Origin of the sequence: Actinoallomurus sp. NBC_01490, from assembly GCF_036227085.1 — a bacterium.
GTDB classification, from domain to species: domain Bacteria; phylum Actinomycetota; class Actinomycetes; order Streptosporangiales; family Streptosporangiaceae; genus Actinoallomurus; species Actinoallomurus oryzae.
Genome location: NZ_CP109433.1, coordinates 7,798,153 through 7,822,570, shown reverse-complemented (window position 1 = coordinate 7,822,570; position 24,418 = coordinate 7,798,153). Strand labels below are relative to the sequence as shown.

Genomic DNA, 24,418 nt, shown 5'->3' with positions numbered 1-24,418 from the left:
ATGCCCCGCGGCGGTGAGCCGGCCGCCGGCGTTCGTGCCGCGGTTCCGGTGCCGGTTGTCGGTCAGAGGCCGCCGCGGCGGCGGAGCCAGCGGGTGCTCAGCACGCCGGCCGGGACCGGGGCCCAGAAGGTCATGACCCGGAACAGCAGCACGCCGGTGGCGGCCTGGGCGGCGGGAACGTGCACGGTGGCCAGCGCGGCGATGAGGGCCGCCTCGGTCGATCCGACACCGGCCGGCGTGGGGACGGCCGCGCCGGCCGTCGCGCCCAGGAGGTACAGCGCGATCAGTGAGCCGACCGAACCCGTCGGGACGCCGGGCACGGCCATCACGCTCATCGCGAAGGCGAGGGCGAGCGCCAGGTCGGCCGCTGCCGCGGCCGCGACCAGCGTCAGCAGGCAGCGGGGTCGCCGCAGCAGGTGGCGTACGGAGTGCGCGACGCCGGCGAGCGCCGCTCCGACGCTGAACCGCGACTGCCGGCGCCGCCAGACCAGCGCGGTGACGAGCAGCGCGGTGACGGCGAGCCCCACGACGATCGCCGCGGGCACCACCATGCCGGAGTGGCGCGCGGCGAGCCGGCTGACGTGGCCGACGGGGCGCAGGGCCTGGCCGAGGCCGCTCCACAACGCGATCGCCAGCGTGACCAGCGAGAGCTTGGTCAGCCCGCGGACCAGCCCGACGACGGCCACCGTCGTCGTCGCCGCGCAGGCCGGCAGGCCGCGCCGGGTGAGGTAGCGGCAGGTGACGGCCGCGGTGCCGAGACCGGCGGGCGCGAGCCGGTTCGCCGCCGCTCCGGCGAACTGAGCGCCGGTGATCTCCCAGACGCCGAGCCGGTCCGGCCGTGCGGACTCCGAGGCGCCGGAGGCGGTCGCCCGTACGCCGAGCGCCGAGGTCAGATAGTGCAGCGCGGTGAGAGCCGCGATCAGTGGCACGAGCCCCCAGCGGATCCGCGCGGCGCCCTCGGAGACCCAGTCCGCACCGTCCCACAGCCCGCCCGCGACATCGACGTCGGCGAGCCCCGCCCCGGTGAGTCCGAGGGCCAGCCCGGCCAGCAGAAGCACCGCGACGAGCCAGGCGCGGACCGGACCCCGTGCGCCGACGGATCCGTCGGCCTGAACCCTCACGAGATCAGTCGGCGGCTGCCGTACGAAGGCGCTTCGACTCATGGACTCTAATGTCCCCTTAGCGGATCGACACCGGTGAAACACGAGATGAAGAACGGGCGCCCAGACCGGCGTGTCCGGGCCGATGAAACGTCAGCGCCCTCCGGTGGTCAGCGGACCGGTGGGCGGGCCGCGCTCGTGCGCTGTCCGTGGAGCCGAGTACGGGTCCACGCGGACGAGGACTGCGCTACTGCTCGGTGTTCAGGCGGCGCCTGGCCGCCTTGTCGTCGGTCGGCGGCCGAACCCGGGCCGACTCCCTCCTCCACCTTGCCAGGCACCACAACGCCGCTCGTTACGGGCGCCCCTGTCCGGGTGGATTCCAGGCGACGGGCGGTGCCGCGCTGCTCGGTGGTCTTCGGACCGGTGCCGATGGGACTGCGGGCTCCTCGGCGGGTCGTCGTCCATGTGGTCGCTCTCAAGGTGACCGTCGGCCCGTACCGCGGCATTCGCACGTGTCCGTCCACCGCTCCCGTGTATCGCGACTGTACTACTACCCAGATAGTACAGGTGAGCTCGTCAGGCGGGGGACAAAAGGGCCCTGGGCCTTGGCGCGGCCGTGTGGCCGGGTCGACGGGCCGTCGCGCATCGCGTTGGAGCGAGAAAACGGAAGAGCGGGGCGAAATCGGGCCCTCATATCCGGATGTACCACCGGTAAAGTGACCATATGACCGGAGGACGTCGAGGCACCGGGCAGCTCGAGGCGGAGGTCCTCCGCGCTCTTCGGGCGACCGATCGGCCGCTGACGCCGTCCGAGGTCCAGGCGCGGATCAGTGGCGAGCTGGCCTACAACACGGTGCACACCATCCTGAAACGCCTCTGGGACAAGGGACTCGTCATCCGCGATGCCGAGGGCAGACGCGGCGCCTACCTGCCCGCCAAGGACGCCACCGAGCACGCGGCCCAGGTCATGCACGAGGCTCTGCGCCGCGAATCCGATCGCGCCGCGGTGCTGCGGCGGTTCGTCATCGGCCTGGGGCCGGACGACGAGGAGATGCTGCGCCGCCTTCTCGCCGGCTGACGCCGGAGCTCGTCTTCAAAGCGCCACGGCCGCTGTACGGCGCCCGTGGCGTCGGCCGGGCAAGGCTTCCTCTCCGGTGCTGCGACGTGCAGCCTGGACGCCGTTGCGATGGGGCTTCGAGGTGGGTCCGGGAGCCTGTGTCAAAGCCCTGCTGTTCTACTGCCCGGTGTCCAGGCGCCGCTTCGCCGCGTTGTCGTTCCCACCCACGAAGCCGTGCGGAACGGCTCCGTCGCCCGGCACGCCCCCGCAGGGCCACCAGGCTGCCGCCCTCCTCCACGTGGACGCCGCTCGCTGTGGCCGGGGGCTTCGAGGCGGCCCTAACTGCGTGGGGCGGCCGGTGGACGTAGCGGCACATAGACGCGCCACTCGCGGCCGGTCGGCGTGGTGAAGGTGTAGTGGCGCCACCCGCGTGTGTAGCGCGGGCGCGGGTTGGTGTGCTCGACGACGGCAAGGTGGGTGACGCCCGCTTGGGCCAGCAGACCGGACGCGCTGGTGGACGCGTCGTTCCCGGCGATCTGCATCGATCGGCAGCCGGCGTAGAACGCGAGTACGGGGGCCTGCTCGCCCGCCAGCGTGCACGGAGCCCGTACGCCGAGCCCGCGCAGTTCGCCGGCGATGGCGCCGTAGTCCTGGCGTGCCTTGTGCTGGGCGCTGACCATGTGGCCGAGGACGATCTGCTGGGCGCCCGCGTGCACGGCCAGGCCCGCGGCGACCACGCCGGCCGTCGCGAGCCGCCAGCGGCCCTGGCCCAGCGTCGCCGCGCCGCGTACGAGCTCCGCCGTGGGGATGGCCAGCAGCGCGTACGCCGGGATGAGGAAGCGCGGTGCGGCGTACCCGACGAGCAGCAGGTACGACGCGCCGATCACGGCGCCGCAGACGGCGGGCAGCGCGACCAGGCGCCCGCGCCCTCCGCGTGCCGCCAGCACCAGCCCGGCGGCCGCGAGCGCCGGCATGAGCGGCCACCACGCGGCGAACGGCGCCACGTGCCAGGTCGCGCCGGTACACGGGCGGCACAGCAGCCGGTGGTTGAGCGCGTGCAACTCCATCCGGACGCCCTCGGGATGCCAGCCGAGGCCGCCCTCGGTACGGCTCGACGCCTCCAGCCGCTGGAGTGGCCCGCCGAACCGTGCGTACGCCTCGACGATCCACTGCGCGGAACCGGCCACCGATCCGGCGACCACCGCCGCCAGCGCGATGCGGCGCCGCCGCGGCGCGAACGCGATCGCGCCGAGCAGCGGCAGCACGAGCCACGCCGCGTCACCCGGCCGCATGAGCGCGACGAACGCCAGGCTCAGGACGAGCCAGACCGGCGCGAGCCGGTTCGTCCCCCGAATGGTGTGGGCGAACCAGCCGACGGCCGCCACCGCCCCGTACGCGACGTAGACGTTGGGCATCACCTCGTTGCCGTAGAACTGCGTCACCCACGGGACGATGAGCAGCAGAGCGGCCAGTGCCACGGTGACCGGCCGCAGCAGACGGGTCCAGGGCCAGTACGCGAGGACGAGCCCGGCCGAGGACAGCGCGGTCATGTAGAGGCGCAGCCCGGTCAGCGAGGAGGTCAGCCCGACGATCGGGGCGACCAGCAGAGTGACGCCGCGCGCCCGTGGAGCGCTGAAGAACGCGGTCGGCACGTGTGGGCTGACCTGGCTGACGTACACGGTCTCGTCCCATCCGAGCCCGATGCGCGTGGTGACGGCCACGACCTGCGCGGCCGCGTACAACACCGCGACCAGGACCAGGGGGAGCCCGGGATGGGTCAGGTGCCTGCCGTACCGGTCACGGGGGTTCACCCTACAGATTGTAGGGTCGCCGCCATTTCCACGTATCGACTGGGTCAAGGTCCGGCGTGTCCCCCGGACCGCACGCGATGAGAGAACGCCCGTGCCCCTCGCCCGCCGATCCGTCCGCCACCCGCCGGGCCGCACGCACCCGCCGATCCGTCCGCCACCCGCCGGGCCGCACGCACCCGCCGATCCGTCCGCCACCCGCCGGGCCGCACGCACCCGCCGATCCGTCCGCCACCCGCCGGGCCGCACGCACCCGCCGATCCGTCCGCCACCCGCCGGGCCGCACGCACCCGCCGATCCGTCCGCCACCCGCCGGGCCGCACGCACCCGCCGATCCGTCCGCCGACGCGTCCGCCGACCGGCCCGCCGGGGCGCCCACCGTCCACCACCCGGCGACCCGTCCGTCGGCGCGCCTGCCACCTGCCGGCGCTTTCGCCGAGCCGTCCGGCGACCCACCCACCGACGCGCCCGCCCACGTGCCCGCCGACCGGCCCCGGGTGAGAGGATCCCCGCACCGTCGCCGTCGTCCGGCTCGGCGCCCTTGGCGCCGCGGTGGTCGAGGTTCCTTAGGGTCGCCCGTCGACCCGCCCGCCGACCCGCCGAGCCGACCGCCACCCGCCGGGCCGCACGCACCCGCCGACCCGTCCGCCGACGCTCCGACCGACAGTCCGCCGCTTGCCGGGCCGCCTACCGACGCGCCCGTCGAGCCGTATGCCACCCGGCGAGCCGACCACCGACGCTTCCGCTGAGCCGCCCACCGGCCCGTCCGCCGGCGCGTCCGCCGTGCTACAGGCCACCTGCCGGGTCGTGTACCGGCGTGCCCGGCGACCCTTCCGCGGACGTGCCCGCTGACCGGCTCGCCGGGTCGTCTGCCGTCCGTCACCCGCCGGCCCGTCCGTCGGCGCGTCCGCTGTGCTACAGGCCACCTGCCGGGTCGTGTACCGGCGTGCCCGGCGACCCGTCCGCCTGCGCGCCGGCCGCGCTACAGGCCACCTGCCGGGTCGTCTACCGACGTGCCCGGCGACCCCTCCGCCGACGTGCCCGCCGACCGGCCCGCCGGGTCGCCTGCCGTCCGCCACCTGCCGGCGCTTTCGTCGAGCCGTCCGGCACCTGCCATGCCCGGCCTGGCGGTCGCCGCTTGGTGCCCGCCGGCCATCGTCCGGCGGGCGGCGGGGCGCGCGTTCTTCGAGCGCCGGACCGACTGCGACACGCCACGGTACGCGGGCGAATCGGCGCGTTGACCCCGCGCTGACCAACCGGTCCCTACAGTGGCCTCGACGATCATCGGCCGGGGACAGCCGGCCCGCGACTCATCGAGGCGGAACACCATGCTCAGCGATCATCTGGCCGTCGTACCCGGGCTGCACACCGCCGCCGTGGCGTGCGCCAAGGCGGACCCGGTGTTGTTCGCGGCCCTGCTCGGCTGGGCGTGGTGGGCCGCACGGCGGGAGCGGGCGGCGGTCATGGCCGCCGCGCTCTGGGCGCCCATCGGCGCCGTGGCCGCGGTGGTGGCGAACGAGCCGATCGAGCGGATGCCCACCTTCCGGTGGACGGCCTTCCACGGCCTGGTCGTGCACTCCTCGGACCTGCCGACGCCGAGCGACCACGCCGCGATGGCGGCGGCCACGGCGGCCGGGCTGTTCCTGGCGGGCCGCAGGTTCGGGTTGGCGGCGTCCGGCGGATGGCTGGTCATGGCGGCCGCGCTGACGCTCGCCGGGGCCGCGCCGGACGACATCGCCGGCGGTACGGTCGTCGGCGTGACCGTGACGCTGATCGGTTACGTGCTGTTCGAGGGCGCCATGAACCGCGCCGTGGTCTGGCTCCGCCGTACGCGCCTGCGTTCCTTCACCGGCGAGGGGAAGACCTCCTGAACCGACGGACCGCCCGGCAGGACGCTCAGCAGGGAGTGCCGCGGGGGAGCTGGTAGCTGCCGCCGAGCCGGTAACGTCCGGGGGCCGGGGCGTACAGCCGGGTCCAGTCGCCGGCCTGTGTCAGGCAGCCCGGGCCGCCGTCGCGTACGCCGACCCACGGTGACCACGGCACCCGGATGAGCACCCAGCCGCTCGACGGCATGTCGATGTCGAGCTCCCCGTCCGCGGCGTGGGTGACGGTGGCGGGCGGGTCGGCGAGCGGCTCGGGATCGGCCAGCTCGTACACGCGCCAGTGCGCGTCGTGCCAGATCTGCTTGAGCCACGGTTGCCCGGCGGCGACGAGGTTGGCCTCCTCCATGGCCTGCCAGTCGGGCTTGGAGTCCGAGAGCACGACGTACCGCACGGCCCACTTCCTGAGCCACGCGTGGTAGGTGTCGGGCGTGAGGGTGCCGTCGTAGAAGAGCGGGTTGCGGTCGACGTCGGCCTGGCGGTTCCAGCCGCGCGCGAGGTTCACCGTCGAGGCGAACTCCGACGACTCCAGGTGGGTGCGTTCGGGTACGACCTCGACCCGGCCGCGGTCGGCGTCGACGTTGCGCAGCTCCGCCAGCACGCCGGCGGTGTGGCCGTCGGGCGAGCCGGTGTTCACCACGTCGAACACCGGCCGGATCACCTGGGAGATGACCGTCGCCGCGAACGCCACGTACAGGATGAGCATCTTGCGTTCCATGGCCGCGGCCAGCATCACCGCGCCGCCGAAGAGCAGCGCGAGCCGGTCGACGTTGCTGCCCACCTGCGACGGGATCAGCCAGGTGAGGATCGTGCCGACCGCGTACACCACCGCGCCGACGCGGACGTTGCGCCAGGGCTTGGGCGCGTAGACCGCGAGGGCGACGGCGCTGGCCACCGGGGCCACGACGAGGAACCAGGGGAACGGCTGCACGCCCTTGAACGGGAACAGCAGCGCCGACAGCCCGACGACGAACGGCGGCCCGGCCGCCACGGCGTACGCCGGCCGGCGCCGCCGCGTCAGGAACAGCGCGGCGGCCGCCACCTCCAGGAACAGCCCCGCCACCGGGCTCGCCAGCGTCGCCAGCACGCCGAGGGCGATCACGGCGGCGGCGCGCGGCGCGCGCGGCCCGCGTGCCGCGAACACCACCGCGATGGCCGCGAGGCCGAAGAACACGCCCAGGGCGAACGTCACCCGGCCGGACACCGCGTTGCACGACAGCGAGAAGGCGCCCCAGAGAGCCGGCGGCAACGGCCGGCGGACCGCCGAACGCGTCAGGATCAGCGCGAACAGGCCGGCCGACATCGTGCCCGCGAGCACGCCGGTCGTGCGGACGCCCAGCATGGCCATCAGGTACGGGGAGATCACGCTGTACGAGGCGGGGTGCATGCCGCCGTACCACGCGAAGTCGTAGGCCGAACCCGGATGCCGCAGGGCGAACTCGGCCCACGCGCTCTGGGCGGCGAGGTCGCCGCCGCCCCGGGCGAGGAACAGGGCCCACAGCAGATGCAGGATTCCGGCAATGCTCGTAGCGGCCACGACGGGGTGCAGCAGCCACCGCCGGTGGCGCACCGGTCGTGCCCGTAGCGCGTCGGCGGGGCGTGGCGCCTCCAGTGTGGCGGTCACAGCCCGGCCGCGCTCTCCGCATGCCCGCGATGGGACGGCTGGGGAGCGGGGGACATTCGGCCAATGATCAACGATCGCGGCCCCGAGGGCAAATCAAGCGAGTTGTGAAATCGGCTACATCACGCTTACTGCGGAATGAGACATTGCGTTCCGCCGCCGTACCGGCGGCGCGATGATCATGAAGGCGGGGCAACGTGACCGTCAAGCGAACACCAAGGGAAACCCAACCCGCGGAAGCCCCCGCTCAACGCGATTCGGACGACGGTCCTCGTTCGCCTGCAGGGCGATAGGGGCTAGTTGCATACTTTTCGAAGCATTGCCGCGTTTACGCGAGAGGCCCTACGCTTTACCGGCGGTCCTGGTGATGCGCTCCTCTCGACGCGCCGACACGCGGGGCCTCGGGGCCGGCGACGGGAAAGGCGATTTCGTGACTCAGCTTGTCGTGGAGAGCAACGGCGTTTCAGTGGCTCTGGATCCACGACGTTCCTACCGTTTGGGCCGCGACCCCGGGGCGGACATCGTCGTCTCGGTCGAGGGCGTCTCGCGCTCCCACGCCGTGCTGCGCTTCGAGGGCGGCCAGTGGATCCTCGAGGACTCGGGCAGCGCCAACGGCACGTACGACGGCGGCCGGCGGGTGCAGCGGGTCGTCGTGACGCCGGGGAGCCAGGTGCGGCTCGGCCACCCGGAGCAGGGCGTGCCGGTCGCCTTCCGCGCCGCGCCCGCGTCGGCGACGCGCGCGGAACCCGGTACGGAACCGGCCGGCCATCCCGGCCAGGCGCAGGGAGGCTTCTCGCCCCAGTCGCCCGGTCAGGTGTATCCGCCGCCCGGCGCCCAGGGCCAGACACCGCCACCCGCCTCGCAGCAGCCGCCCACCGGCTACCCGGGCCAGGCCGCCGCGTCGGCGCCGCAGAGCACGCCGCCGTACGGGCCGCCACCGGGCCAGGGCGACGGTACGGGCGCGATGCCCCCGTATCCGCAGTCCGCCCAGGGTGGTGGCGCGGGCGCGGCGCCGCCGTACCCGCAGGGCGGCGGTACGGGCGGGATGCCGCCATATCAGCAGGCCACCCAGGACGGCGGCACCGGCACGGTGCCGCCGTACCAGCAGTCCGCCCAGGGTGGTGGCACTGGCGCGATGCCGCCGTACCAGCAGCCTGGCCAGGGCGGCGGTACGGGCGCGATGCCGCCGTACCAGCAGGCCACCCAGGGCATGAGCCCGGGTGCGGCGCCGCCGTACCAGCAGCCCGCCCAGGGTGGTGGCACTGGCGCGATGCCGCCGTACCAGCAGCCTGGCCAGGGCGGCGGTACGGGCGCGATGCCGCCGTACGACCAGGCCACGCAGCTCGGCGGTCCCGGCACCATGCCGCCCGCCCAGGGCTACCAGGACGATCCGATCGGCTATCTGCCGACTCACGGCACCCCGCCGCCGCGGGCGCCGATGCCCACGATGGGCGGGCAGTACCGCGAGCCGACCAAGGTCCGCAACCTGGGGGGACAGCAGGTCCTGCGCATCGGCCGGGCGCCCGAGAACGACATGGTCGTCGCCGACCTGCGGGTGTCACGCCAGCACGCGGAGCTGCGGTCGTCCGGCGGGACGTACGAGATCGTCGACGTCGGCAGCCGCAGCGGCACCTACGTCAACGGCCAGCGCGTCGAGCGCGCGATGATCGGCCCGAACGACATCGTCGGCATCGGCCCGTCAACGTTCCACCTGGTCGGCGACGTCCTCACCGAGTACACCGACACGGGCGCGGTCAGCTTCAGCGCGCACGACCTCACCGTCACGGTCGACAAGGGCAAGGTGCTGCTGGACCACGTGTCCTTCCCGCTCGGGGAGAAGTGCCTGGTCGCGATCATCGGCCCCAGCGGCTCGGGCAAGTCGACCCTGCTGCGCGCGCTCACCGGTCTGCGGCCCGCCGACCAGGGCACGGTCTCCTACGACGGCCGTGACCTCTACCGCGACTACTCCGAACTCCGCTCGCGCATCGGCCTGGTGCCGCAGGACGACATCCTGCACACCTCGCTCACCGTGCGCCGCGCGCTCATCTACGCCGCCGAGTTGCGTTTCCCCGACGACACGCGCCAGCACGAGCGCAAGGCGCGGGTCGACGAGGTGCTCAAGGAACTCGGCCTGGACCACCGGCGCGACAACAAGATCTCGTCCCTGTCCGGCGGCCAGCGCAAGCGCGTCAGCGTCGCCCTGGAGCTGCTGACCAAGCCGTCGCTGCTGTTCCTGGACGAGCCGACGTCGGGCCTGGACCCCGGCCTGGACAAGTCGGTCATGCAGATGCTGCGCGGCCTCGCCGACGACGGCCGCACGGTCGCGGTGGTCACCCACAGCGTCGCGAACCTCGACATCTGCGACCGGCTCCTCGTCATGGCGCCGGGCGGCCGCATCGCGTACTTCGGCCCGCCGAAGGAGGCGCTGCCCTTCCTCGGGTTCAACGACTGGGCCGACGTCTTCCAGGCCTTCGACGACCCGTCGATCGACTGGGGCGGCCGTTACCTCCAGTCGCCGGCCCACCAGAAGTACGTCACGGCCGACCTGGTCCAGCCCGTGGCGCAGCAGGCCGGTCCGGTGAACTACCAGCCGCCGTCCAAGCCGCAGAGCTGGCCCGAACAGCTGAGCACGCTGATCCGGCGCTACATCCGCAGCATCGCGGCGGACCCGTTGTTCCTCGGCATCACGGTGGCGCTGCCGATCATCATGGGCGCGGTGGCGCGCGTCATCCCGGCCGGTGACCTCACCTCGAAGGTGCCCGGCTCGCAGGGCGGCGCGGCCAACCTCCTGATGATCCTGTGCATCGGCGGATGCCTCACCGGCGCCGCCAACGCGGTGCGCGAACTGGTCAAGGAAAGACCGATCTATCAGCGAGAACGCGCGGTCGGCCTGTCCAGATCGGCCTATCTCACCTCCAAGCTGCTCGTCCTCGGTGTGATCACGATCGGCCAGGGCATCGTGCTCACGCTGGTCGCCATGCTCGGCGTCAACATGAGGGACAAGGGCGTGATCACCACGCCGATGCCCGAACTCATCATCGCCGTCGCGCTGCTGTCCTTCACCGCGATGACGCTCGGCCTGCTCATCTCCGCGATCGTCAAGACCAGCGAGATGACGATGCCGCTGCTGGTGCTCACCACGCTGGTCCAGATCGTGTTCTGCGGAGCGCTCGTGCATCTGGACGGCAAGGCCGTGCTGGAGCAGTTCGCCTGGCTCGTGCCGGCCCGGTGGGCGTTCGCCGCGATGGCGGGCACACTCGACATCACCTTCCTTCTCCCGCACAAGGACCCGCCGGACCCGCTGTGGAAGCAGCAGTTCAGCACCTGGCTGCTGGACATGGGCATGATGGTGGTACTCGGCGTGATCCTCATCTTCCTGGTGGAACGGATGCTGCGGCGCCAGGAGCCGGAGGTCATGCGGAAGCGGTAAGCCAGGCCGCCGTGTGACGGTCCGGCCGGTCGTGCGGCGGCGGTGAGGTCCACTGCCGTGTGACGGTCCGGCCGGTCGTGCGGCGGCGGTGTGGCCCACTGCCGTGTGACGGTCCGGGCGGTCGCGTCGAGGCGGTGTGGCCCACTGCCGTGTCGGTCCGGGCGGGTCATGTGGAAGCGGTAAGCCAAGCCGCCACGTGACGGTCCGGGCGGTCCTGCAGAGGTGGTGGGCCCCGCTGGCGCGTGGCGGTTCGTCACTGCTCGCGTGCCGCGTCGGGGTCGTTCCCGTGGGCGCCTTCACGGGGAACGCTCAGGCGCGGCCTTTCTCATAGATGACGAGACCTCGGGACAGGCGTAGGGGGACGAGGACGAGCTCGACGATGAGGGCCTTCCAGGCGTAGTAGATGTTGACGGCCTTCGTCAGGTAGACGAAGGGGATGTTGGCCATCACGCCCAGCACCGGAAGTCGTCGGCGCCTGGCGGCGTAGAGCAGCGGCGGGACGGTGAACAGCAGCTCCGACCCCAGCCAGAACGTCAGGGTGGCGCCGACGGACCGGTGCATGCCCAGCGTGAGAACGAACGGCGTCGCCCACCACAGAGGCGCGGTGCAGATCTCGGCCAGGGCCAGCACGATCCAGATGGCGAGCATGGGTTTTCGTCTCACGAGGGAGCCGAGGTGAAGGCGGACGTTCTGGAAGAAGCCCGCCATCCAGCGCCACACCTGTTTGCGCAGATAGGTCAGCGTCTCCGGGTCGGCCGCCCACGCCACGGCCTCGCCGACGTACACCGCGCGCCGGCCGGCGATCTGCATCGACCAGGTGAAGTCCATGTCCTCGACGATGGTGCGCTCGGGGAAGCCACCGAATTCGGTCAGTGTCGTGCGGCGGAAGGCCGAGCAGCAGCCCGAGCACACGACCGGGCTGCCCGCGCCGTTCTGGATCGGGCGGTTCCAGTGGAAGCCGAAGAGGTATTCGATGGAGCGACCGCGCTCCCAGACGGTGCGGGTGAAACGGGTCTGCACGTTGCCGGCCGCGACGACCACCTCCGGATCGTCGAAGACCGGTTTGATCTTTTCGATGTAGTCCGGGGCGAGCACGGTGTCCGCGTCGACGGCCAGGACGAGGTCGGTGTCGCAGACGGGCAGTGCGTGGTTTTGCGCCTTGGCCTTGCTGCCCAGGTTGTGCGGGGGCCTCAGCACGGTCGCCCCGTAGGACGCCGCGACCTGGCCCGTGCGGTCGGTCGAGCCGTCATCGACGACGACGACCTTCTCCGGCGGGACCGTCTGGCACCGGATGGCCTCCAAGGTCGCGGGCAGGCCCGCCTCCTCGTTGTGGGCCGGGACGATCACGGTCAGTGTCGCCGTCACTTGCGCCTCCTGAACCTCGTGACCGCGCCGCCGGCGGCCACGGCCAGCCCGACGACCCCGTAGACGATGGTGCTGAACCCGATGAAGGGCAGGCCCCCGTGCATGATCAACCCCTTTGGGACGGTCGATGGTGGGCCCGGCGGCGGGCCCGGCTCACTCCGGTGAAAGGAAGGGCCCGCCGCTGGGCATGTCCGCAATGATGGGCCGCCGGCGACCGGCACGTCGATGGCCACCGAACGCCTGTGGACAACTCGCGCGTCAGCGCTCCGACCTCACGAGATCAGCACTGATACGGGCGTCGTTCGGGGAACGGCGCCGGCGGGTTCAGGCGGGATCGCCGACGGGGGCGAAGCGCTCGGCGAACGCGGCGCGGTTCGCGGAGCGAGGGGAGCGGTCCCAGACGGCGAAGACCACTCGTTCGAAGGCGGACGAGAAGGCGCCGTCGCCCGTCAGATGCGAGTGGAACGCGCCGGCCACGTCGTTCGGGTCGTTGCGGAACACTCCGCAGCCCCACGCGCCGAGGATCAGCCGTCGGGCGCCGTGGTGAGCGGCCACCGCCAGCACGCGCTCCGCGCGCCGGTAGAGCGTACGCCGGACCGTGTCGCCCGCGCCGGGGTCGCGCCGGAGCACCTCACCGGCGTTCGGGGCGGCGCAGGTCAGGAACGACACCGGGTACGGCTCGGCCAGCAACCGGCCGTCGTCGCCCCGGTGCACCGGGACGTCGGGGGACCAGATGACGCGGTCGCTGTAGAGCAGGTCGGACGAGGCGCGGTGTGCGGCGTAGTAGTCGGGGGCCTGGAGAAGGCAGGGGTACAACAGAGCGGTCCGGCAGAGGTCCTCTTCCTGTGCCCGGGCGCCGCCGACGTATCCGCCTCCCGGGTTGCGCGCGGAGGCGAAGTTCAGCACGGCGATCCGCCCGGCGCCGGAGAGATGCAACCGCCGCGCCGCGCCCAGACTGCCCTCCGCGGTCACCTCGAACACCGTGCGGTGATCACCCGTGGGCGCGTCCAACGCGCCCTCCGGGGGATGACCCACCGTGCCGTCGATCGCCGCGTCCAGCGTGGACCGTACGGCGACGCGGGTGCCGTCCTCGGCGGTGTACGCGCCGTCGGCGACGATCCGCGCGTTCACCGCCGCGACCTCACGCAGTCTGCTGCTCATCGCCCGCATCGTAGATCGTTCCCGATCCGCGGGGCGAACGCTTTTCGGCCAGGCCGCCGCACCGCCGGCCTCGACCATCTCGCCCGGCCACACCGATCCCGCCCGGCTCCGCCATCGAGCGACGTCGGTCGCTCGCCGACCGAGCCGGCGGTCATCCGGGGAAGGTCACTCGCCCGCCTGCGCGGGCTCGGGCCGGTGCACGTCGTGGGGCCGGTAGGTGTAGCCGACCCGCCGTACGGTCGCGAGCCGGGAGCCCGCGCTGCCGAGCTTGCGGCGGAGGCGGTGGACGTGCACGTCGACCGTCCGGGTCGTGGCGTCCACCGCCGGCCAGAGGGCCCGCATGAGGTCGGTCCGGCTGAAGACCTGCCACGGGTGCGTCGTGAAGTGCGCCAGCAGCTCGAACTCCTGGTACGTCAGTCCGATCTCCCGGTCCTCCACCCAGACGCGCCGGGACGACGGGTCGATCCGCAGGGCCTCCGACGGCGCGTCCTCCCCTCGCGCGGGATCCGGCCACTCGGCAGGGGAGGACTCCTGCCCGATGACGCCCCGCGGCGGCGAGGCGCCGTCCGGCGGCGCCCCGGCGCCGGAGGCCGGCGAGGCGGCCGAGGCGTCATCGGTGCTCGGAGCGTCGGGGGGAGTCCGGGCGTCCACCGTCGTCCGCGGCGGTGCCGGGAAGAGAGCGGGCCGGCCGTCGCTCTCGGGCGGCGAGCCCGGCGGTACGGCCGAGGCGGGGACGACGTGAGCCACGATCATCAAGACCTTCCCCGTGTCGGGGAGCGGGACCACGTCCAGGAGGGTGCCGTCCGCGGGGACCGTCTCCACCGGGGCGAGAGCGTGGCCGCGGTGAAGACGCTCGCGGTAGCGGGCGTCCAGGTCTACGAGATGGCGCGAAGCCCGGTTCGGTGACCGGTGCTGGGTCATGACGAATCCTTTTCCTGCCAGGCGGGGAGATTCAGCGGCGGGGCGAGGAGGGCACGCACAGCGCGCTGGCCTGCAGGCGGAGATCGACGTGCAGGCGCACCGTCAGGCGAACGTCATGGCTCACCCCACAAGGTTGTGGCCGAAATCCCTGCTTTGTCAATCGATTAAGTGAAGTATTCCCATCAGGTTCCCTCACAGGTCAGGTTCCCTCCGATGTCCGGTACGTGCGGCTCTCGCCGGACCCCGTCGACCGAGGGTCCAGGTAGTCCGGCTCGGTCAGGCCGATCCGCCGCATGGCCGTGCCCGTCAGCGCCTCCATCACTGCGCGCCGTGCCAGCAGCGCCGTGATGTCCGGGCCCACGTCGTACGGCGGGCTGACCTCCACCACGTCCATGCCGACCATTCCCACCTCGGCGGCCAGGCGCCGGATCGCCCACAGCACCTCGGCGCTCGTCAGACCGCCCGGCTCCGGCGTCCCGGTGCCCGGAGCGTACGCGGGGTCGGCGACGTCCACGTCGAGCGAGATGTACAGGTGGTCGGCGGAGTCCAGCGCCTCGTCGACCGCGCGCTCCAGCACCGCCCCGAAGCCGTCCCGGTGGATCTCGGCCATGAAGTGGGTGCGGAGCTCGTTCGCCTCCATCCACTCCAGGACGGGCGGCTCGGGCCAGTACCCCCGCAACCCCACCTGCACGAAGTTGCGGCCGGGCACCGCGCCGCTCTCGATCAGCCGCCGCATCGGCGTGCCGTGGCCGTACAGCGAGCCCTGCATGTCCGGCGCGGTGTCCGCGTGGGCGTCGAAGTGCACGATGCCGACCTTGCCGTGCCCGTACGCGTCGGCCACCGCCGTGGCGGCGGGCCACGTGATCCCGTGGTCGCCGCCGAGAATGATCGGGATCGCGCCGCCGGCGAGGATCTCGCCGACGAACCCGCGGATGTTCTCGTACGTGCCCTCGGTGTCGCCGATCAGCACCTCGGCGTCGCCGTAGTCGGCCAGGACGAGATGGTCCAGCGGGTTCACCCGGACGCCGAGGTGGGTGATGTACCGCGACCCGGAGATGTAGTCGCCCTGCCGGATGGCACGGGGGCCCAGGCGGGTGCCGCTGAGGCCGGACGCCGTGCCGTCCCAGGGCGCGCCGCCGACCGCGACGTCCACCTTGCCCGCTCGCAGGTCCTCCGGTGTCAGGCACACCGGCGCCTTCATGAACGTCTGGACACCGCTCCACTCCAGCTCCGATGAGCGGTTGACGCGCATGGGCCCGTGCGGCCGTGAGGAGCTCACGGCGCGGAGGCGTCGCGCGCGGCGATCGCGGCCCCGCGCGCGCCGGCCATGTCCAGGTCCGGGACCAGCGCGAACGAGGCCACCCGCTGCTGTTCTTCGCGCAGGACGGTGTGCTCGCGCACCGTGTCCAGGAACCACTCGCGGAACTTCGGGCCCGTCTCGACCACGCCGCCGCCGATGAAGTACGCGCTCGGGTCGGTGAAGTTGGCCGCGATCGTGAAGAGTCGGCCCAGCGCCATCGCCTGCTGCTCGAAGATCTTCAGCGCGAGAGGGTCGCCGTCCTCGCCGCGGGAGCGGACGAGCTTGGCCGCCTCCAGGATCGGCACACCCGCCAGCTCGTGCCCGGGGAAGCGGGTCAGCCAGTACGGGAGCAGGTTCGCCGCGATGCCGGTCAGGGAGGCGACGCTCTCGGCGTCGGCGCCGAACCCGCAGTTGCACATCGGCAGCGGCTGCCCCTCCGCCAGCAGTCCCTCCATCGGGATGTGCACGTGCCCCAGCTCGCCCGCCATGCCCGCCGCGCCGCGTACGACCTGGCCGGCCTCGATCACGCCGCCGCCCAGGCCGGTGCCGACGATGGCCGAGATCGAGGAGTGCTCCGCCGCCTCCGCGCCGAAGTGGGCGTGGTGGGCGTACAGGGCGGCGGCGTTCCCGTCGTTGTTGTAGACGACCGGCAGGCCGAGCCGCTCTTCCAGCGCCGTACGGACGTCAAAGCCCCACCAGGCCGGCTGGGGGAAGTTCGTCGCGCCCTTGGAGGAGATCACGCCGTCGGCGCTGGCCGGTCCGGGGGTGTCCAGCCCGACGGCGCGGACCCGTGACCGCTCGACACCGGTGAGGGCCAGGACGCCCTCCAAGGCCTCGGCCAGGGCTCCGACCGCGATCTCCGGGCCCTCGGTGACGCGGCTGGGGATCTCCACCAGCCGGTCGACGAGGAACTTCCCCGACGCGTCCAGCACCGTCGCGTTGTTGCAGGTGCCCCCGTTGTCCAGGCCCACGACGACCCAGGTGTCCGGCATTCTTCGCTCCTTATCCGAGCCCCCGACCGTGTGCGCGTCGAGGGCGGCCCGCCTCGTCGTACCACGCCTAGTGCCCGACGGCGATGCCTCCGCGCACGCTGACGGTGGACAGCGGATCGCCGACGGCACGGACGACCCGCGGCGCGGGGTCCGCCTCGTGAACGGACGAGCCGCCGAGCGGGGAGTACGGCGCGGCGCCCGGGTCCGCGACGGGTCGCTGATCAGGGCCTGATGCCCGGTCCGCGATGTTCACCACGTCGTTCCCCTCGGCCGCCGTACCTGACTGTTGCGCCCTCATATTAGGGGTCTGGACCTGTTGAGCCCAGCTTTACGCGGTGTGAGGCAACAAATGGTTCATTCGGGCGAATCGTCGACGACCGGCCGGCGGTCGTGCCAGGAGCCGGCCTGCTCGAAGGCGCGGCAGGCCGCCAGGACGCGGGCGTCCGCGTGGCGCGGGCCCACGACCTGCAGCCCCACCGGCAGGCCGGCCGACGTGAAGCCGCACGGCACGCTGGCCGCCGGCTGCTGGGTCATGTTGAACGGATAGGTGAACGGCGTCCAGCTCGTCCACCGGGGCGACGGCGAGCCGGCCGGCGCCTCACGGCCGGCCTCGAACGCCGGAATGGGCATCGCCGGGGTCAGCAGCAGGTCGTAGTCCTCGTGGAAGGCGCCCATCAGGCGGCCCAGCTCCATCCGGCACGCGGTCGCCGTGAGGTAGTCGAGCGCGGAGTGCCGCGCGCCCTGCTCGGAGATCTCCCGCAGGCCCGGGTCCAGCAGCTCGCGCTGGGCGGGGGTGAGCGACTCCACCGACTTGGCGGCGCCGGCGAACCAGAGGACGTGGAAGGCCTCCACCGGATCGGCGAAGCCCGGGTCGGCCTGCTCCACCTGAGCGCCGAGGTCGGTGAAGACCGCGACCGCCTTCTCCACGACCGCCGCCACCTCCGCGTCCACCGAGGCGTATCCGAGTGCCGGGCTGAAGGCGATCCGCAGGCCCCGCAGGTCGACCGGCTCGGCCGGGACGGCCGGCGGCAGCGCCGACCAGTCGCGGCTGTCGGGCTCCGAGATCACCTCGAGCAGCAGCTCGGCGTCGGCGACGCTCCAGGTGATCGGGCCCACGTGTGCGAGCGTGCCGAACGGGCTCGCCGGGAAGTGCGGCACCCGGCCGTACGTCGGCTTGTGCGCGAAGACACCCGTGAAGGCGGCCGGGATGCGCACCGAGCCGCCCCCGTCGGTGCCCAGGGCGAGCGGCGCCATGCCGAGGGCGACCGCCGCGGCGGCGCCTCCGCTGGAACCGCCCGGCGTACGCGACGGGTCCCAGGGGTTGCGGGTGACTCCGGTCAGCGGTCCGTCCGTGACGCCCTTCCAGCCGAGCTCGGGCGTCGTGGTCTTGCCGACGATCACGCCGCCGTGCTCGCGCACCCGCGCGACGGCGGGGGAGTCGTCCGGCCACGGGCCGTCCGGCGCGATCGTGCGCGAGCCGCGGAGCGTGGGGTGGCCGCGGGTCAGCAGGACGTCCTTGATCGAGATGGGGACGCCGTCGAGGCGCCCGAGCGGCTCGCCGCGCCGCCAGCGCTCCTCCGACGCGCGCGCCGCCGCGAGGGCCTCGTCGGCGGTGACGAGGCAGAACGCGTTGACCGACGGATCGGCCTCGGCGATGCGTGCCAGGACGGCGGACGTCGCCTCGACCGGTGACAGGCTCCCGGCGCGGAAGGCGGCCAGCATCTCGCTCGCGGTGAGGTACGCGATCTCGGCCATCAGGTCCCTCTCGTGACGTATCCCAGCTTCTTGTCGACCACATTCACCAGCGGACGTCCGTCCCGGTAGCGGCCCAGGTTGTCGAGGAACAGCTCGGCCAGCTCGTCGTGCCAGCCGACCGTGTCACCCGCCATGTGGGGGGAGACCAGGACGTTCGGCAGCGTCCAGAGCGGCGAGGACTCCGCCAGCGGCTCGGTCGCGAACACGTCGAGCGCCGCTCCGGCGATGCGGCCCTCGGACAGCGCGTCGACCAGTGCCTTCTCCACCACGAGCCCGCCGCGGCCGACGTTGATGAGCCGGGCGGAGGGCCGCATCCGGGCCAGCGCGGTGGCGTCGATCATGTCGCGGGTGAGGTCGGTGAGCGGCGCGGCGAGCACGACGTAGTCGGCGTCGGCGAGCGCCGGGGCCAGCTCGCCGAACGGCCGTACGTCACCCAGGTCCGGGTCGCCCGCCCGGCCGGAGCGGCCGATGCCCGAGACGGCCATGCCGACGGCGGACAGGCGGCGCCCGATGGCCCGGCCGATCGGGCCGGTGCCGACGACCAGGACGCGGGCACCGGTGATGCGCTCGGCGTCGCGGTGCCGCCACTCGCGGCGGTCCTGCAGGCGCACCGTGGTGTGCAGGTCCTTGGCGAAGCAGAGGATCAGCCCGAGGACGTACTCGGCGATCGGCTCGTCGAAGACGCCGCGCGAGTTGGTGACCACGACGTCGCTCTCGACGAGGCCGGGGAACAGCAGCCGGTCGACCCCCGCGCTGGCGATGTGCACCCACCGGAGCGCGTCGGCGTGCGGCCACGCGGCGGCGACGGCGTCGGACCAGAAGTCCCACAGGAAGAGCACCTCGGCGCCCGGCAGCGCCTCCGCCAGGCCGGCCGCGTCCGTACGCCGTACGTCGGCGAGCCGTCCGATGGCGGCCAACCGGGGCGGCGGGGCATCGCCTTCCAGGACGAGAACGGCCGGATTCCGCGTGGTCACAGCTGACGCTCCCGTGCGTATTCCGAGGTCACCAGGGGCATTGACACGCTAGGCAGACTTCGTATGATTGTCAACAATCAGCGCCAGAGCTGATGAAGTGCTGCAAGACCGTCGCAACCTGAACCCACCCCGGACCTCATCACCCGGACCAGAGGCCAGGACGGATCCCAAGGCGCCCGCAGGGAAGTCATCGGGGTGAGCGACGTGCCTCACCTCGACCATGTGCAGTGGGAGGTCTGGCATGCCGAGACATATCAAGATCACGCTGGAGCGCCGCGGTGTGTCGTGCGTCGCGGAACTGCTCGACAAGGACGCGCCTCGTACGTGCGAGGCGGTGTGGCGGGCGCTCCCGCAGGGCGGCGACATCTACCACGCCAAGTACGCCCGCAATGAGGTCTACACGATGGTCGAGCGCTTCGCCGCCGAGGAGCCCGGCCTGGAGAACCCCACGGTCACGCCGATCCCCGGCGACGTCGTCTACTTCTCCTTCAACGGCGGCATGCTCGACCGGCGCTTCAAGGAGGAGAAGGGGATCGACGCGCTTCCGGGCGTGATCGATCTGGCGATCTTCTACGGCCGCAACAACCTGCTCCTCAACGGCGACGTGGGCTGGGTGCCCGGCAACGTCTACGCCACGATCGTCGAGGGTCTGGAGCCGATGGCCGAGGCGTGCAACGACGTGTGGCGCTCGGGCAGCGTGGGCGAGCGCCTGGTGTACCAGCGGTACGAACGGTGAGCGCCGACCTACCTCCGGGCGGTCCCGCGGACGTGGTCGTCGACTTCGAACTGGTCGCCCAGGTCGGCGTCGGCGTGGTCGCGCCCTTCGACTTCGCCCTCGACCGCGAGTTGTGGCGCTGGGCGCCCGACCACGTGTCGCTGTACATGACCCGGCTGCCGTTCGTGCCGGTGCCGGTGACCGTCGAGATGGCCTCGGCGCTGGCCGACGTCGACACCGTACGCCGGGCGACGCGCGACGTGCTGGCGCCGGAGCCGCTGGTCGTCGCCTTCGCCTGTGCCTCGGGCAGCTTCGTGCACGGCGCGGAGGGCGAGCGGCTGCTGAGCCAGAGCATCCTGGACGCCGGCGCGCCCGCGGCCACGACGACCTCCGGTGCGCTGGTCGAGTCGCTCCGCCTCCTCGGCGTCAGCAGGATCGGGGTCGTCACGCCGTACATCGACAGTGTCACCGACCGGCTGCTCACCTTTCTCGGCGAGCACGGCATCGAGACGGGCTCCAGCATCGGGCTCGGCCTGATGAACCACATCTGGAAGGTCGGCTACTCCGAGGTGGTCGCGGCGGTCCGCGCGGTCGACCGGCCGGACGCCGAGGCGATCTTCGTCAGCTGTACCAACGTCCCGACGTACGACATCATCGCGCCGCTGGAGCGCGCGCTCGGCAAGCCGGTGCTCACCGCGAACCAGGTGACGATGTGCGCGGCGCTGCGGGCGATGGGAGCGCAGGCGATGGGCACCGGCCAGTGGCTCGTCGAGGCCGTACGTCCGACTGCGGCGTAACGCGGTAAGTTGTAAACAATCTGCCAATATGGAGAGAAGATGGGCCACACGGTCGGGATCCTCTACCCGGGGTTCAGCGCCGAGGACGACTATCCGCGGATGGAACGTGTCCTCGGCGACGTGAGCCTGCCGGTGGTGCACACGCTCATGCGTGAGGACGCGCACCGTGTGGACGCCCTGCTCGACATCGGCGGCCCGGACGTTCTCGCCGAGGGCGCGCGTAAGCTGCGCGACCTCGGCGTGAGCACCGCGATCTGGGCCTGCACCAGCGGCAGCTTCGTGTTCGGGCGGCAGGGCGCGGCCGAGCAGGTCGCCGGGGTCGAACAGGCCGCGGGCGTGCCCGCGTCCAGCACCTCGTTCGCCTTCGTGAACGCCGTCCGGCATCTCGGCGTACGCCGGGTCGCGGTGGCGGCGACCTACCCGGCGGACGTCGCCGAGCGCTTCTCCGGCTTCCTGCACGAGAGCGGCATCGAGGTGGTCGCGCTCTCGTGCCGGGGCATCATCACCGCGGCCGAGGTCGGCACCCTGGGCCGCGACGAGGTGCTCGGCTTCGTCGCCGCCAACGACCACGCCGACGCCGATGCCGTGCTGGTGCCCGACACGGCGCTGCACACCGTGGCCTGGCTCGACGACCTCGACGAACGGCTGGGCAAGCCCGTGCTCACCGCCAACCAGGTGAGCGTCTGGGAGGGCCTTCGCCTCGCCGGTGACCACGGCCTGCGTTCCGGAGCGGGCACACTTTTCCGTACGGAGGCTGCTTGACATGGGACGGCTGGGCGAGCTCGAGCCCGTACCCCGAAGATCCACCGTTGAGATCATCTCGGACGAGCTGCGATCCGCGATCATGTACGGATCGCTGGCTCCCGGCTCGCAGCTCGGCGAGGCCGACCTCGCGGCGCGCCTCGGCGTCAGCCGCGGGCCGCTGCGCGAGGCCATGCAGCGCCTCGTCCAGGAGGGCCTGCTGCGCAGCGAGCCGCACCGCGGCCTGTTCGTGATCACATTGGCCGAGGACGACGTGGAGGACGTCTACCTCGCCCGCCTCGCCATCGAGCGCGCCGCCTGCCGGATGATCATGGAGCGCAACCGTGGCGAGGCCCTCGTCCGGCTCACCGAGGCGCTCCAGGCGCTGGTGGACGCGGCCGGCCAGCGCGACCGCATCGCGATGAGCGACGCCGACCAGGCCTTCCACCAGGTGCTCGTCGCGTCGTCGGGGAGCCCGCGCCTCGAGCGCATGTCCCAGACGCTGCTCGTCGAGGCCCGGATGTGCCTGAACGCGCTCCAGGAGAAGTACCCGGAGCCGGAGGACCTGGTCGAGGAGCACCGCAAGCTGGTCGAGGCGATCAACGACGGCGACGAAGAACGCCTCCTGCGGCTCATCGAGGAGCACATGACCGACTCCATCGAGCGCCTGCGCCCCCCGGCAGACTAACGCGGTACGCGCCCGAGGCCGGACGGCGAGCCCGCCGTGGCGAGGCCGTCGGGCACGTCCTAGGAGCGCCGAGGCGCGAACAGGATCGCGCCGGGAAGCGCCTCGTCGAGGTTCAGCAGCAGCTGGGACTCGACGACGAAGCCGGCGCCGTCCAGCCAGGATGCCATCCGGTCGGCCGTGCGGCGGTGCACGGTCACCTTCATCGGGTGTCCGCCGTAACCCTGCGTCTTGAGCCGCGAGCCGTCGCCGAGGTGGAAGCCGAGCAGCAGCGGGCCGCCGGGGCGCAGCACCCGCCGGAACTGCCCGAGGACCGCGGGAACCACGTCGTCGGGAACGTGGATCAACGACCAGAAGGCGAGCAGCCCGCGGACCGAGGCGTCGGCGAGGCCGAGTGCCGTCATCGAACCCACCGTGAAGCGCACGCCGGGGTGAGCGCGGCGGGCCACTTCGATCATCTTGGGAGACAGGTCGATCCCGAAGGCGCCGACGCCCAGATCGCTCAGCTGCGCCGTGACATGCCCGGGATCCACGGCCGGGACGGGACGGCTCCGCGGGTGGGCCGCCGGCCTCCCGAGCGGCGGCCCCCCGCGGCCGGTCCCCGGCGACCGGCCCCCGCCGCCTCAGCCCAGGGCGATGTACTTGGTCTCCAGGAACTCCTCGATGCCCACCTTGCCGCCCTCGCGGCCGAGGCCCGAGTGCTTGACGCCGCCGAAGGGCGCCGCCGGGTTGGACACCACGCCCCGGTTGAGTCCGACCATGCCGGTGTCGAGCGCCTCCGACACCCGCAGCGCCCGGTCGAGATCCCGGGTGTAGACGTAGGCGACCAGGCCGTACTCGGTGTCGTTGGCCCACGCGAGGGCCTGGTCCTCGGTGTCGAAGACGGTTACCGGGGCGACCGGGCCGAAGATCTCCTCGTGGCGCATCCGGGCGTCGGCCGGCACCCCCGACAGGACCGTCGGCGGGTAGAAGTAGCCCGGCCCGGCCGGCACCGACCCGCCCGTGCGGACCGTCGCGCCGCGGCTCACCGCGTCGTCCACGAGCGCGGCGACCTTCTGCCGGCCCGCCTCGTCGATCAGTGGACCGACCTGGGTGCCGGGGTCCAGGCCGGGGCCGACGGTCAGCCCGCCCATCCGCGTCGCCAGCCGCCGGGTGAACTCCTCGGCGATCGGGGCCTCGGCGTAGAAGCGGTTCGCGGCGGTGCAGGCCTCGCCGATGTTGCGCATCTTGGCCAGCATCGCGCCCTCGACCGCCGCGTCGAGGTCGGCGTCGGCGAACACGATGAACGGGGCGTTGCCGCCCAGCTCGAGCGAGACCCGCAGGACCTGGCCGGCGCACTGGCCGAGCAGGATCCGCCCGACCTCCGTCGAGCCGGTGAACGACAGCTTGCGAATGCGGCCGTCGCGGAGCAGGGGCTCGACCAGCGGGCCGGGGGCGGAGGTCGGCACGACGTTCAGCACGCCGTCGGGCAGACCGGCCTCGCGCAGCACGTCGGCGAGGGCCAGCGCCGACAGCGGCGTCTGCTCGGCCGGCTTGAGCACCATCGTGCAGCCGGCCGCGACGGCGGGACCGATCTTGCGGGTGCCCATCGCCATCGGGAAGTTCCACGGCGTCACGAGCAGCGTCGGGCCCACCGGCTGCCGCATGACGAGGAACCGGCTCCCGCCGTCCGGCGCGACGGCGTAGTCGCCGCCGATCCGCACCGCCTCTTCGGCGAACCACCGGAAGAACTCCGCGGCGTAGGCGACCTCGCCCAGCGACTCGCCGATCGGCTTGCCCATCTCCGCGGTCATCAGCGCGGTGAACTCCTCGCGGCGCGCGAGCAGCAGCTCGTGGGCGCGGCGCAGGATCTCACCGCGCTCGCGCGGCGCCGTGGCCGCCCAGGACGCCTGCGCCGCGACCGCGGCCTCCAGCGCCGCCATGCCGTCGGCGGGCGTGGCGTCGGCGACCGAACACAGCGTCTTGCCGGTCGCCGGGTCCTCGACCGCGAACGCGCCACCGCCCGCGGCGTCACGCCACGAGCCGCCGACGAACAGCCCCTTGGACACGGACTCCACCGCCGTACGCGCTGTTTCGAACTCGCCTTCGCTCATGGAGCCCTCCTGACCTGCGACCT

22 protein-coding genes are annotated in these 24,418 nt (G+C 72.7%); 8 read left to right on the top strand and 14 right to left on the bottom strand.

Going from position 1 to position 24,418, the window contains the following annotated elements; genetic code table 11:
- Positions 1–62: 62 nt before the first annotated feature.
- Positions 63–1,163: a lysylphosphatidylglycerol synthase transmembrane domain-containing protein gene (locus OG417_RS36045; RefSeq protein WP_329238565.1), complete on the bottom strand. Its 1,101-nt coding sequence runs from the start codon at positions 1,161–1,163 to the stop codon at positions 63–65.
- Between the two features lie 661 nt (positions 1,164–1,824).
- On the opposite strand from OG417_RS36045, the gene OG417_RS36040 reads away from it, so the two are divergent.
- The gene (locus OG417_RS36040; RefSeq protein WP_329238562.1) at positions 1,825–2,178 is read left to right on the top strand and encodes a BlaI/MecI/CopY family transcriptional regulator; all 354 of its coding nucleotides are present in this window, start codon (positions 1,825–1,827) and stop codon (positions 2,176–2,178) included.
- Positions 2,179–2,495: 317 nt separating this feature from the next.
- On the opposite strand, the gene OG417_RS36035 is transcribed toward OG417_RS36040, so the two are convergent.
- Positions 2,496–3,968: a hypothetical protein gene (locus tag OG417_RS36035; RefSeq protein WP_329238559.1), complete on the bottom strand. Its 1,473-nt coding sequence runs from the start codon at positions 3,966–3,968 to the stop codon at positions 2,496–2,498.
- A gap of 1,010 nt (positions 3,969–4,978) precedes the next feature.
- On the opposite strand from OG417_RS36035, the gene OG417_RS36030 reads away from it, so the two are divergent.
- Positions 4,979–5,206, top strand: coding sequence for a hypothetical protein (locus OG417_RS36030; RefSeq protein WP_329238557.1), 228 nt, complete (start codon positions 4,979–4,981; stop codon positions 5,204–5,206).
- Positions 5,207–5,293: 87 nt separating this feature from the next.
- Positions 5,294–5,836, top strand: coding sequence for a hypothetical protein (locus OG417_RS36025; RefSeq protein ID WP_329238554.1), 543 nt, complete (start codon positions 5,294–5,296; stop codon positions 5,834–5,836).
- A gap of 25 nt (positions 5,837–5,861) precedes the next feature.
- Here the strand turns inward: OG417_RS36025 and OG417_RS36020 are convergent, their stop codons facing one another.
- The gene (locus OG417_RS36020; RefSeq protein ID WP_329238551.1) at positions 5,862–7,469 is read right to left on the bottom strand and encodes an MFS transporter; all 1,608 of its coding nucleotides are present in this window, start codon (positions 7,467–7,469) and stop codon (positions 5,862–5,864) included.
- A 427-nt stretch (positions 7,470–7,896) separates the two neighbouring features.
- Here OG417_RS36020 and OG417_RS36015 point away from each other — a divergent pair, with 427 nt between their 5' ends.
- Positions 7,897–10,896, top strand: coding sequence for an FHA domain-containing protein (locus tag OG417_RS36015; protein ID WP_329238549.1), 3,000 nt, complete (start codon positions 7,897–7,899; stop codon positions 10,894–10,896).
- Between the two features lie 309 nt (positions 10,897–11,205).
- Here OG417_RS36015 and OG417_RS36010 read toward each other — a convergent pair whose 3' ends face one another.
- From OG417_RS36010 to OG417_RS35970, 9 genes are all read right to left on the bottom strand, one after another.
- The gene (locus OG417_RS36010) at positions 11,206–12,261 is read right to left on the bottom strand and encodes a glycosyltransferase family 2 protein (protein WP_329238547.1); all 1,056 of its coding nucleotides are present in this window, start codon (positions 12,259–12,261) and stop codon (positions 11,206–11,208) included.
- Entirely contained in the window at positions 12,258–12,365 is a 108-nt protein-coding gene (locus tag OG417_RS36005; protein WP_329238545.1) for an LPXTG cell wall anchor domain-containing protein, read from the bottom strand. Before OG417_RS36005 ends, OG417_RS36010 begins: the two co-directional genes overlap by 4 nt.
- A 220-nt stretch (positions 12,366–12,585) precedes the next feature.
- Positions 12,586–13,422 (bottom strand): TIGR02452 family protein, encoded by an 837-nt coding sequence (locus OG417_RS36000; RefSeq protein ID WP_329238542.1) that lies wholly within the window; start codon positions 13,420–13,422, stop codon positions 12,586–12,588.
- A 165-nt stretch (positions 13,423–13,587) separates the two neighbouring features.
- Positions 13,588–14,343 (bottom strand): winged helix-turn-helix domain-containing protein, encoded by a 756-nt coding sequence (locus OG417_RS35995; RefSeq protein ID WP_329238539.1) that lies wholly within the window; start codon positions 14,341–14,343, stop codon positions 13,588–13,590.
- A 199-nt stretch (positions 14,344–14,542) separates the two neighbouring features.
- On the bottom strand, positions 14,543–15,622 hold the full coding sequence (locus tag OG417_RS35990) for an agmatinase family protein (RefSeq protein ID WP_329238537.1): 1,080 nt from the start codon (positions 15,620–15,622) through the stop codon (positions 14,543–14,545).
- On the bottom strand, positions 15,619–16,635 hold the full coding sequence (locus OG417_RS35985; RefSeq protein ID WP_329238534.1) for an ROK family protein: 1,017 nt from the start codon (positions 16,633–16,635) through the stop codon (positions 15,619–15,621). The genes OG417_RS35990 and OG417_RS35985 overlap by 4 nt, the downstream gene beginning before the upstream one ends.
- A gap of 67 nt (positions 16,636–16,702) precedes the next feature.
- Complete coding sequence (locus OG417_RS35980; RefSeq protein ID WP_329238530.1) at positions 16,703–16,933, bottom strand: hypothetical protein; 231 nt, start codon at positions 16,931–16,933, stop codon at positions 16,703–16,705.
- Between the two features lie 56 nt (positions 16,934–16,989).
- The gene (locus OG417_RS35975) at positions 16,990–18,390 is read right to left on the bottom strand and encodes an amidase (RefSeq protein WP_329238527.1); all 1,401 of its coding nucleotides are present in this window, start codon (positions 18,388–18,390) and stop codon (positions 16,990–16,992) included.
- Positions 18,390–19,364: a D-2-hydroxyacid dehydrogenase gene (locus OG417_RS35970; protein ID WP_329238524.1), complete on the bottom strand. Its 975-nt coding sequence runs from the start codon at positions 19,362–19,364 to the stop codon at positions 18,390–18,392. The genes OG417_RS35975 and OG417_RS35970 overlap by 1 nt, the downstream gene beginning before the upstream one ends.
- 241 nt (positions 19,365–19,605) lie before the next feature.
- On the opposite strand from OG417_RS35970, the gene OG417_RS35965 reads away from it, so the two are divergent.
- The 4 genes from OG417_RS35965 to OG417_RS35950 are packed head-to-tail and all read left to right on the top strand — an operon-like array spanning position 19,606 to position 22,305.
- Entirely contained in the window at positions 19,606–20,100 is a 495-nt protein-coding gene (locus OG417_RS35965; protein ID WP_329238521.1) for a DUF3830 family protein, read from the top strand.
- A gap of 32 nt (positions 20,101–20,132) precedes the next feature.
- On the top strand, positions 20,133–20,876 hold the full coding sequence (locus tag OG417_RS35960; protein ID WP_329262825.1) for a maleate cis-trans isomerase family protein: 744 nt from the start codon (positions 20,133–20,135) through the stop codon (positions 20,874–20,876).
- A gap of 39 nt (positions 20,877–20,915) precedes the next feature.
- A complete protein-coding gene (locus OG417_RS35955; protein ID WP_329238518.1) occupies positions 20,916–21,638 on the top strand; it encodes a maleate cis-trans isomerase family protein in 723 nt (240 codons plus the stop codon).
- A 1-nt stretch (position 21,639) separates the two neighbouring features.
- Entirely contained in the window at positions 21,640–22,305 is a 666-nt protein-coding gene (locus OG417_RS35950) for a GntR family transcriptional regulator (protein WP_329238515.1), read from the top strand.
- 59 nt (positions 22,306–22,364) lie between these two features.
- Here the strand turns inward: OG417_RS35950 and OG417_RS35945 are convergent, their stop codons facing one another.
- Both OG417_RS35945 and OG417_RS35940 read right to left on the bottom strand, forming a co-directional pair.
- Complete coding sequence (locus tag OG417_RS35945) at positions 22,365–22,835, bottom strand: class I SAM-dependent methyltransferase (RefSeq protein ID WP_329238512.1); 471 nt, start codon at positions 22,833–22,835, stop codon at positions 22,365–22,367.
- 90 nt (positions 22,836–22,925) lie between these two features.
- Positions 22,926–24,395 carry an NAD-dependent succinate-semialdehyde dehydrogenase gene (locus tag OG417_RS35940; protein ID WP_329238509.1) on the bottom strand — a complete coding sequence of 490 codons (1,470 nt, stop codon included), beginning with the start codon at positions 24,393–24,395 and terminating at the stop codon, positions 22,926–22,928.
- Positions 24,396–24,418: the final 23 nt, after the last annotated feature.